At 69.7% G+C, this 8,786-nt stretch carries 6 protein-coding genes; all 6 read right to left on the bottom strand.

What is annotated here, in order from left to right:
* Positions 1 to 27 precede the first annotated feature (27 nt).
* Positions 28 to 2,370 (bottom strand): bifunctional metallophosphatase/5'-nucleotidase, encoded by a 2,343-nt coding sequence (locus ACQY7V_RS02120; protein ID WP_303772909.1) that lies wholly within the window; start codon positions 2,368 to 2,370, stop codon positions 28 to 30.
* A 147-nt stretch (positions 2,371 to 2,517) separates the two neighbouring features.
* Positions 2,518 to 4,986 carry an ATP-dependent Clp protease ATP-binding subunit gene (locus ACQY7V_RS02115; RefSeq protein ID WP_428638672.1) on the bottom strand — a complete coding sequence of 823 codons (2,469 nt, stop codon included), beginning with the start codon at positions 4,984 to 4,986 and terminating at the stop codon, positions 2,518 to 2,520.
* Positions 4,987 to 5,158: 172 nt separating this feature from the next.
* Complete coding sequence (gene dtd, locus ACQY7V_RS02110) at positions 5,159 to 5,584, bottom strand: D-aminoacyl-tRNA deacylase (protein ID WP_303772911.1); 426 nt, start codon at positions 5,582 to 5,584, stop codon at positions 5,159 to 5,161.
* A complete protein-coding gene (locus ACQY7V_RS02105; RefSeq protein WP_303772929.1) occupies positions 5,584 to 6,777 on the bottom strand; it encodes a YgfZ/GcvT domain-containing protein in 1,194 nt (397 codons plus the stop codon). Before ACQY7V_RS02105 ends, dtd begins: the two co-directional genes overlap by 1 nt.
* 34 nt (positions 6,778 to 6,811) lie before the next feature.
* Entirely contained in the window at positions 6,812 to 7,462 is a 651-nt protein-coding gene (locus ACQY7V_RS02100; RefSeq protein ID WP_303772912.1) for an FABP family protein, read from the bottom strand.
* Positions 7,463 to 7,520: 58 nt separating this feature from the next.
* Complete coding sequence (locus ACQY7V_RS02095) at positions 7,521 to 8,567, bottom strand: hypothetical protein (RefSeq protein WP_303772913.1); 1,047 nt, start codon at positions 8,565 to 8,567, stop codon at positions 7,521 to 7,523.
* Between the last annotated feature and the right edge of the window lie 219 nt (positions 8,568 to 8,786).

Here is an 8,786-nt window from a genome sequence, read left to right as displayed (position 1 = left end):
GGCGATGGGCCCGAGCAAGCACCGGTTTCAGCGCTTGCGCAGGCTGAGCGCGGCTCCCGCGAGCGCGAGGGCGAGGACGCCCACGATGAACCCGGAGCCGTCAACACCGGTCTTGGCAAGAGCCTGAGTCGTGGGCGTGGGCGCGGGCGCGGGAGCAGGGGCGGGCTCGGGTGCGAGCGCCGTGATCGGGCACGGCAGGTCCCGCGTCTGCCCGTCCGCGGTGGTGACCCTCAGGACGATGTCCGTGCACTTGCTCCCCTTGAGTGCCGGATCGGCGCATTCGGAGACGAGCGTCCCGGCGGGGATGCGGATCCCCTTCAGGACCGCGGTCCCGGTGTCGGGGAGCTCGGCGGCGATGGCCGGGTCGACGTCCTGGCTCGCGAGGGTCGTGAAGGATCCATCGGGCATCTTGACGAGGGCGCTCACGGTCTTGGCCGCGGCTCCGCTCCCCTGCTCGCTGGTCGCCGAGAAGAGGAGACCGGCCAGGGAGATCGTCATCGAGCCGTCCTCCTCGACCTTGCCGGAGACTCCCACCTGGCGCTTGGCGAGGTCGGCCTTCGCGGGGGTCCCCTTGTCCGCGAGCTCCTTGAGGTAGGTCGAGGTCGCGGTCCGGTCGAGGATGCCGGTGTTCGTCATCGGCGCTTCGGACAGGACCGTGAAGCCGTCGCCCCCCGCGAGGAGGAAGGAGTTCGAGGCGACGACGACGGGGTCGTCCGCTCCGAGCTGGACGCCGTCGACGAAGAGGCAGGAGATGACCCGCGAGCGGGCGTCATCAATCTGATTCTGAAGGCTCTTGATGAGCTCGGGGCGCTCTTCCTTGGGGAGGCCGCTGATCTGCTTCCAGTACCCCTCGAGCTCGGCGACCGCCGCCTGGTCGAGGCAGACCTTCACGTTGTCGGACACGCCCAGCATGAGCGCCGAGCGTGAGGTCGCGGGCTGGAACTGCTGGGCGAGGACCCTCTTGAGCTGGTCCGCCGTGTAGGTCCCGTAGCCCATCTCATTGCCGAAGGGCTGGACCGTGAAGCTCTGCCCCTCGGTGAGGTCGCCCGCCGCGTAATCCGCGCGCACGCCACCGGGGTTCATGAGGCCGACGCGGTGCACGGCATCCGGGACGATCCCGCCGACCCAGGAGCGGAAGGAGTCGGCGAGGAGGTTGGATGCGGTGGATTCCGTGGAGCGGTTCGCCCCCGTGTCCGTACCGGTGTTCGTGCCCCGCAGGAAATCCGAGCCGAGCTGCGCGACGACCGCCTTACCGGCCGCTTCCGACTCGGTCTTCGCCTTGGCGACGATGGCCGCGACCTCCGGGTGGCTCACGCAATCCGAGGCGCTCAGGTCCTTGTTCTCGGCGGTGACGGCCGCGATGGTCCACTCGTCCTCGGCGTTCTTCTTCAGGGAGAAGGAGATCTTTCCGAGGAGGGCGCCGTAATTCGCGGGCTGGACGACGGCGAAGGGCTTCCCGGAACGGTCGATGACCTGCGCGTATTCCAGGTGGGAATGGCCGCCGACGAAAGCGTCGACATCATTGGAGAAGCTGTTCGCGTTGAGAGCGCCGTCCATGTGGGCCAGGACGACCACGAGATCGACTCCAGCGGCCTTGAGCTCGGCCGCCCGGGCGTTCGCGGTTTCCACGGTCGGCGCGATCGTCAGCCCCGAAAGGGCGGAGGCCGACACGAGCGTCGGGAGTTCCTCTGTGACCAGGCCGATGAATGCGATCCTCACGCCGGCGACGTCCTTGATGAAGGTGCCCTTTCCGGCGCCCTCGGCGCTCAGGACGTCGTTGCCCGTGACGTTCGCCGACAGGACCGGGGCGTCCATGGCCGGGATGATGCGCCCCGCGAGATCGGTGATCCCCTGATCGAACTCGTGATTGCCCGCCGCGGTGACGTCGAGCTTCATCGCGTTGAGGACGTCGATCGTCGGCTGGTCCTTGAGGATGGAGGAGATGTAGGCGGAACCGCCCACATTGTCCCCGTTGGAGACGAAGAGGGTGTTCGCGTTCGCCGCGCGCGCCTTGTCGACCTCGCAGGCCAGGGTCTGCGCACCGGGCTCCTTGACGGCGCCGGTCTTCTTGTCGACGACCCTTTCGATGTGCCCGTGGAAGTCGGTGATCGCAAGAAGATCGAGAGTCATCGACTCTCCGGGCGCGCGGGCCGCCTCGGGAGCGGGAGCCGCGTCGACGGGCGTTTCGGCGGCCGCCGAAGAGCCCTCGGGAGCCGGATCAGCTCCGGTCCCGCTCTGCGGGGCCTCCGCCGAAACGGGCGCGGACTGCGGGGCGTCGAGCGGTGCGGCGTCCTGCGCGAGGGCGGGCGTCGCCGCAGAGAATATGAGCGCGCTCGCCGCCAGAAGGGAAATGGGAACTCTGCGTGTCATGGGACTCCTCTTCGAATCGCTGAGTAGCATCGCCTCCCCCGGAGGGGTGGCTTCACATGCTACTCGCCCTCGGACGCTCCCCGGCAGCGTTGAGAAAAAGCGGTCCCGCCCTCGTCGATGACGAGGACGGGACCGGAGGCCGCGGTCTCACTGGCCGTTGAAGGTGAACTTGCGTTCCTTGCCCTCGCCCTCGACGCCGACGGTGACGACCTGACCGGCGGTGATCTCCCCGAAGAGGATCCTCTCCGACAGGGCGTCCTCAATCTCCCGCTGGATCGCGCGGCGCAGGGGACGGGCGCCGAGCACCGGATCGAAGCCGAGGTCGGCGAGCAGGTCGCGAGCCGCGTCGGTGAGCTGCAGGCGCATGTCCTGAGCCTCCATGCGCTTGGCGAGCTTGGCGATCATGAGGTCGACGATGAGCTTGATCTGCTCCTTGTCGAGCGGCGGGAACACGATCGTGTCGTCGACGCGGTTGAGGAACTCGGGGCGGAAGTGCTGCTTGAGTTCTTCCGCGACCTTCGCTTTCATGCGCGAGTAGTCGTGCGTCATGTTCTCGGCTGACTGGAATCCCGTGAGGACCCCCTTGTTGATGTCGCGCGTGCCCAAGTTCGTCGTCATGATGATGACGGTGTTCTTGAAATCGACCTTGCGGCCCTGGGAGTCGGTGAGGCGGCCCTCCTCGAGGATCTGGAGGAGCGAGTTGAAGATGTCCGGGTGCGCCTTCTCGACCTCGTCGAAGAGGACGACGGAGAAGGGCTTGCGGCGCACCTTCTCGGTGAGCTGACCGCCCTCGTCGTAGCCGACGTAGCCGGGAGGGGCGCCGAAGAGGCGCGACGCCGTGTGCTTCTCGGAGAACTCCGACATGTCGAGCTGGATGAGCGCGTCCTCGTCGCCGAAGAGGAATTCGGCGAGCGCCTTGGCCAGCTCGGTCTTACCGACGCCGGTCGGGCCGGCGAAGATGAAGGAGCCGCCCGGACGGTTCGGGTCCTTCAGGCCCGAACGGGTGCGGCGGATCGACTGGCTGAGGGCGCGCACGGCCTCGTCCTGACCGATGACGCGCTTGTGCAGCTCCTCCTCCATCTTGAGGAGCTTCGTCGTCTCGGTCTGGGTGAGCTTGAAGACCGGGATGCCGGTCGACATCGCGAGGACCTCGGCGATCTCCTCCTCGGTGACCTCGGCGATCTCGTCGCTCTCACCGCCCTTCCAGGCGGCCTCGCGCGCCTTGCGCTCCTCGCCGAGCTTCGACTCCTCGTCGCGCAGCGCCGCCGCCTTCTCGAAGTCCTGGTCGTCGATCGCGGACTCCTTGTTGCGGCGGACCTCGGCGATCCTCTCGTCGAGTTCGCGCAGCTCCGGCGGGGCGGTCATGCGGCGGATGCGCAGGCGGGCGCCCGCCTCATCGACGAGGTCGATCGCCTTGTCCGGCAGGAAGCGATCGGAGATGTAGCGGTCCGCGAGCTCGGCCGCCGCTTCGATCGCCTGGTCGGTGATGATGACGCGGTGGTGCGCCTCGTAGCGGTCGCGCAGGCCCGTCAGGATCGCAACGGTCTCCTCGACGCTCGGCTCGTCGACCTTCACCGGCTGGAAACGGCGCTCGAGGGCGGCGTCCTTCTCGATGTACTTGCGGTACTCGTCGTTGGTGGTCGCGCCGATCGTCTGGAGCTCGCCGCGGGCCAGCATGGGCTTGAGCATCTGGGCGGCGTCGATCGAGCCCTCGGCGGCGCCCGCCCCGACGAGGGTGTGGATCTCGTCGATGAAGAGGATGATGTCCCCGCGCGTGCGGATCTCCTTGAGGACCTTCTTCAAGCGCTCCTCGAAGTCGCCGCGGTAGCGCGAACCCGCGACCAGGGAGCCCATGTCGAGGCTGTAGATCTGCTTGTCCTTGATCGTCTCGGGGACGTCTCCGTGGACGATCGCCTGGGCGAGGCCCTCGACGACGGCGGTCTTGCCGACGCCCGGCTCGCCGATGAGGACCGGGTTGTTCTTCGTGCGGCGCGAGAGGACCTGCATGACGCGCTCCATCTCGGTGCGGCGCCCGATCACGGGGTCGAGCTTGTTCTCGCGCGCAGCCTGGGTGAGGTTGCGGCCGAACTGCTCGAGGATCGCGGAGTTCGCGCGATCCGGCCCGCCCGATCCTCCGACTCCCGCGCCCACGGACTCGCGGCCCTCGCCCTCGCCGCGCTGGTAGCCGGAGAGGAGCTGGATGACCGTCTGGCGCACCTGCGCGAGGTCCGCGCCGAGCTTGGTGAGCACCTGCGTCGCCGTGCCCTCGCCCTCTTTGAGGAGGCCGAGGAGGAGGTGCTCGGTCCCGATGTAGTTGTGGCCGAGCTGAAGGGCCTCGCGCAGGGAGAGTTCGAAGACCCTCTTCGCGCGCGGGGTGAAGGGGATGTGCCCTTCGACCGGCTTCTCGCCCTCGCCGAGGAGCTCGACGACCGCCTCGCGGACCGCGTCGCCCTTGATGTCCATCATTTCGAGGGCTTTGGCTGCGACGCCCTCGCCTTCGCTGATGAGGCCGAGGAGGATGTGCTCGGTCCCGATGTAGTTGTGCTTGAGACCGCGGGCCTCGTCCTGCGCGAGGACGACGACGCGGCGCGCGCGGTCGGTGAAGCGTTCGAACATCACGTGTTCCCTTCGACGGGCCCTCGCTGTCGCGGGCGGGCCTTCGTGCGAACTCCGCGCGTGCGGAGTTCTCGACTGGTTCCCACACTAGGTGCCCGCCGAGCCGGATGCGCGTTAGTTCGCCCAGGGCGTGACGGCCCCGGGGAGGGCGGGTTGTGGACGGCGAGCGTCCTCAGGCTTCGACGAGGACGGTGAAGGGCCCGTCGTTGACGAGCTCGACCTGCATCATGGCTCCGAAGCGCCCGGTCGCAACCTCGAGGCCGCGGCCGCGCAGATCCGCCACGACCGCGTCGACGAGCGGCTCGGCCTCGGGGCCCGGAGCGGCCTGCGACCAGGAGGGGCGCCGTCCCTTGCGGGTGTCCCCGTAGAGGGTGAACTGGCTGACGACGAGGACGGGGGCGCCGGCTTCTGAGACGGACGCCTCGTCCTCGAGGATGCGCAGCTCGGCGATCTTCCGGGCGACGGTGGCGGCCTGCTCGGGGCCGTCGCCGCGTTTGACGCCGAGGAGCACCATGAGACCCGGCCCCCGGATCTCGCCGACGATGCGGTCCTCGACGCTGACCGAGGCGCGTAAGACGCGCTGGATGACGGCCCTCATCAGCGGGCCCCCAGTCCGCCGAGGCCGCCGATCGAGGACGCGTCGTGCCGGCGCAGCGCCGGATTGGCGAGGCCGGCGCCGGGGCGGACGGCCGGGGAGATCGAGGACTTCCCGTCGATGGGGACGATGAGTTCCTGCGCGGCGGCGATGCCGTCGAGGTCGAAGACCGCGTCGGCGGGGACGTTGCGCGCGAGGAGAGCCAGGGCGATCGGGCCGAGCTCCGCGTGGCGCGCCACCGAGGTCACCACCCCGAGCGTTCGCCCCTTGAGGCGGATCGTCTCACCGCGCTCGGGCAAGTCCCCTCTGGAGCCGTCGAGCTGGAGGAAGACGAGCCTGCGCGGCGGGCGCCCGAGATTGATGACGCGCGCGACCGACTCCTGGCCGCGGTAGCAGCCCTTGTCCGTGTGGACGGCGGTGCGCAGCCAATCGAGTTCGGCCGGGATCGAACGGGAGTCCGTTTCGAATCCGAGGCGGGGGCGCCAGGCGGCGATGCGCATCGCCTCCCAGGCGAGGAGCCCGGCGGGGCGGCGCTTCGCGTCGGCTCCGAGCCACGCCTCGACGAACTCGCCCGCTCGCGATTCATCGACGAGGTGCAGGCGCATCCGGGACGCGGCTCCCGGGTGGACGCCCCGGAAGTACTCGGCCCCGCCCTCGGCGACACCGGGCCACGGATCCGCCCAGGTGAGCACGTGCCCCGGAAGGCCGTCCGCGGTGTCGGCGTCCGAACCCGCGGTCGCGAAAACGCTGAGGTCCTCACGCAGGCGGACCTCGACGCGCAGGGCGAAGCGCATGGAGTCGAGGAATGCGGCGAGATCCGGAGCGTCACCGCCTTCGGTGATGAGGTGGGTCGCCGCACCGTCGTCGAGGACGGCGGCGGCGTGTTCGATGCGGCCCTGCGGGTCGAGGACGAGGAGTTCGCGCGAGTCCCCCGGGCCCATTCCCGTGATGACCTGCGTCGTGATCGAGGTGAGCCAGGTCTGCCGGTCGGGGCCGGCGACCGTGACGACGCTCAGATCGGAGCGATCGACGAGTCCGCGCCCGGCTTCGAGCGCCCACTGCTCGCCCGAGGGATCGCCGTAGTGCCAGGCGACGGGGCGGGGCGAGGGCGGCGCATCGTCGGCGCAGGCGCCGGGTCCGGCGCCGGACTCATCGCTCTCATCGCTGTCGAGAACCGCGCCGGGCAGGAGCGTCATCGGCGAGGCCCGGTGGTCGTCGTTTGCGGGGTGCTCACACAAGGAAGCCGTCCTCGGTGTCGTGATCGATGCCGTCGATCTCCTCACCGGACTCGGTGGTCGCCTGAGCGGTTCGCATGAGACGGCCGGAGTATTCGACCTCCGTCTCGGCCCCCGCGAGCGTGCGCTCCTGGGTCCACATGAGTTCACCGGCAACCAGGCCGTACATGCGGTCGAGATGCTGGACGTCCTCGGCGCCCGCGCCCCTGGCGATCGCGTCGGAGACCATCTGGACGCGCGGACCGACGCCGACACCCGCCCACAGCACGGCGAGGCCGTTCATCGTCGCCGAACTCGCGGTGAATTCGCGCGGCGCGTACTGCCCGGGAAGGGGCGGCTCGCCGGTCGAAGGCATGACCGAGATGTAGGCGGTCTCCTCCCAGAGGAGCTCTCCCCTGCCGATGCGGCTCAGGCCCGTCGGGGCGTCCCAGGTCGGGTCGATCTGCGCGTCGCGGGCGGGAAGGCCCTCGTAGACGGATGTCGTGAAGAGCATCTGCTCACCGCGGATCTCGGCGCGGATCTCCTCGATGACGGCGGTGTCGGGGGCGTCGCCGGCGACGGCGCGCATGCCCCAGCCCTTCCACGTTCCGAGCATCCAGGCGAGCGGGGCGAGGCGGGCGGGCAGGTCAGCGGGAATGACGATCATGCGACCAGCCTAGGTCGCGCCGGCCCGGGTCGCGAAGCGAGCCCGCGAGGGTCGCGTCTCAGATCCCGCCGATGCGCACGAGCGCGTAGATCGGGATCGCCGCGATGAGGAACTTGGCGGCTCCTCGTGAGATCGTCCCGAGCGGGGGGCGTCGGGCGAGGTGATCGCCGAGGACGCCGTCGACCACGATGACGGCGAGCGCGATCGTCGTGCCCGCGGCCACGCCGACGATCGCGAAGGCCACTGGTCGGCCGAGGGACTGGGCGACGCCGGGCAGGATGATCGGCATGAGCGAGGTCGCGCGGCCGAGCTGGTAGGCGAGGAGCGATGTGGCGATGCCGGTGAGGACCCCGGTGCCGAGGGCGCTGAAGGACTGGGCGCGGAAGGTCCGGCCGATCTGGTCCCCCCAGACGACGACGGCGATGATCGCCGATGTGAGGGGGACGAGAATCCCCCAGTTCTCGAGGACGTCGATGGCGGTCCAGGCGGTTCCCCCGCCGATGAGGACGAGCAGGGACATGGCCGAAGCCAGGGACAGCGTCGTCGGGCGGGTCGCGGTCTGCGGTCTCGCCCTGCGATGGGCCGGGGGCTCGGGGGCTTCGGTCTTGCGCAGTTCCGGCAGGGAGTGCTCCCGGGGCGCCGGCGCGGAGAAGATCGTCGCCGCGAGGGTCGCGACCACCGCGATCCCGAGGATCGGCACGGCGTTCCCCAGGTCTCCTGTCGCTGCGACGACGACGGGGAGGACGGCCGAGGTGCCGGCGAGCATGAGCGTCGTGGCGATGGGCAGTTCGATGCCGGTGAGCGCCGACCATCCGAGGACGAGGGCGATGCCCGCGAGTCCGATCACAGCGCCCAGGGTCCAGGCGCTGCCCGAGATGAGCCAGGTGAGGACGGCCAGCAGTGAGAGCGTCATGACGGTGAAGGCGGAGAGCCTCATTCCGGGCCTGCGCCGCAGGTCGTCCTGGGCGAGGGCGTCGATCATGCCGAGCATGCCCTGAGCCCTCTTGGTGCGGACGACCGGGTTCTCGGAGGCGGGCCCGTGCGCTCCGGCGCTCACGCGGTCCCTGCGTCTGGGGAGTTCGGGCGTCGGAGGCTGTGTGCTCATACCCCCATGGTCGCATATGCGCCGTGCGGGCCGGGACGTGTCATGAAGGCCACGCCTTCGCAGGGGCGCGGCGAGGACCGCGCCGCGTATAGTGGGGCGCGCACCGAGTCGTTAAGCCCCGGGCTCCACACTTCGCCGCTACGAGCGGCCTTCGCGCCGACAGGCGCTTTCGGCTCGGTGCCTCAGCGTTCCGCCTCCGCTTCCCCGCGAGGATAGAAT

The sequence above is a fragment of the Schaalia sp. genome, assembly GCF_050312375.1.
GTDB lineage: Bacteria > Actinomycetota > Actinomycetes > Actinomycetales > Actinomycetaceae > Pauljensenia > Pauljensenia hyovaginalis.
This window is presented reverse-complemented; position numbering and strand designations above follow the sequence as displayed.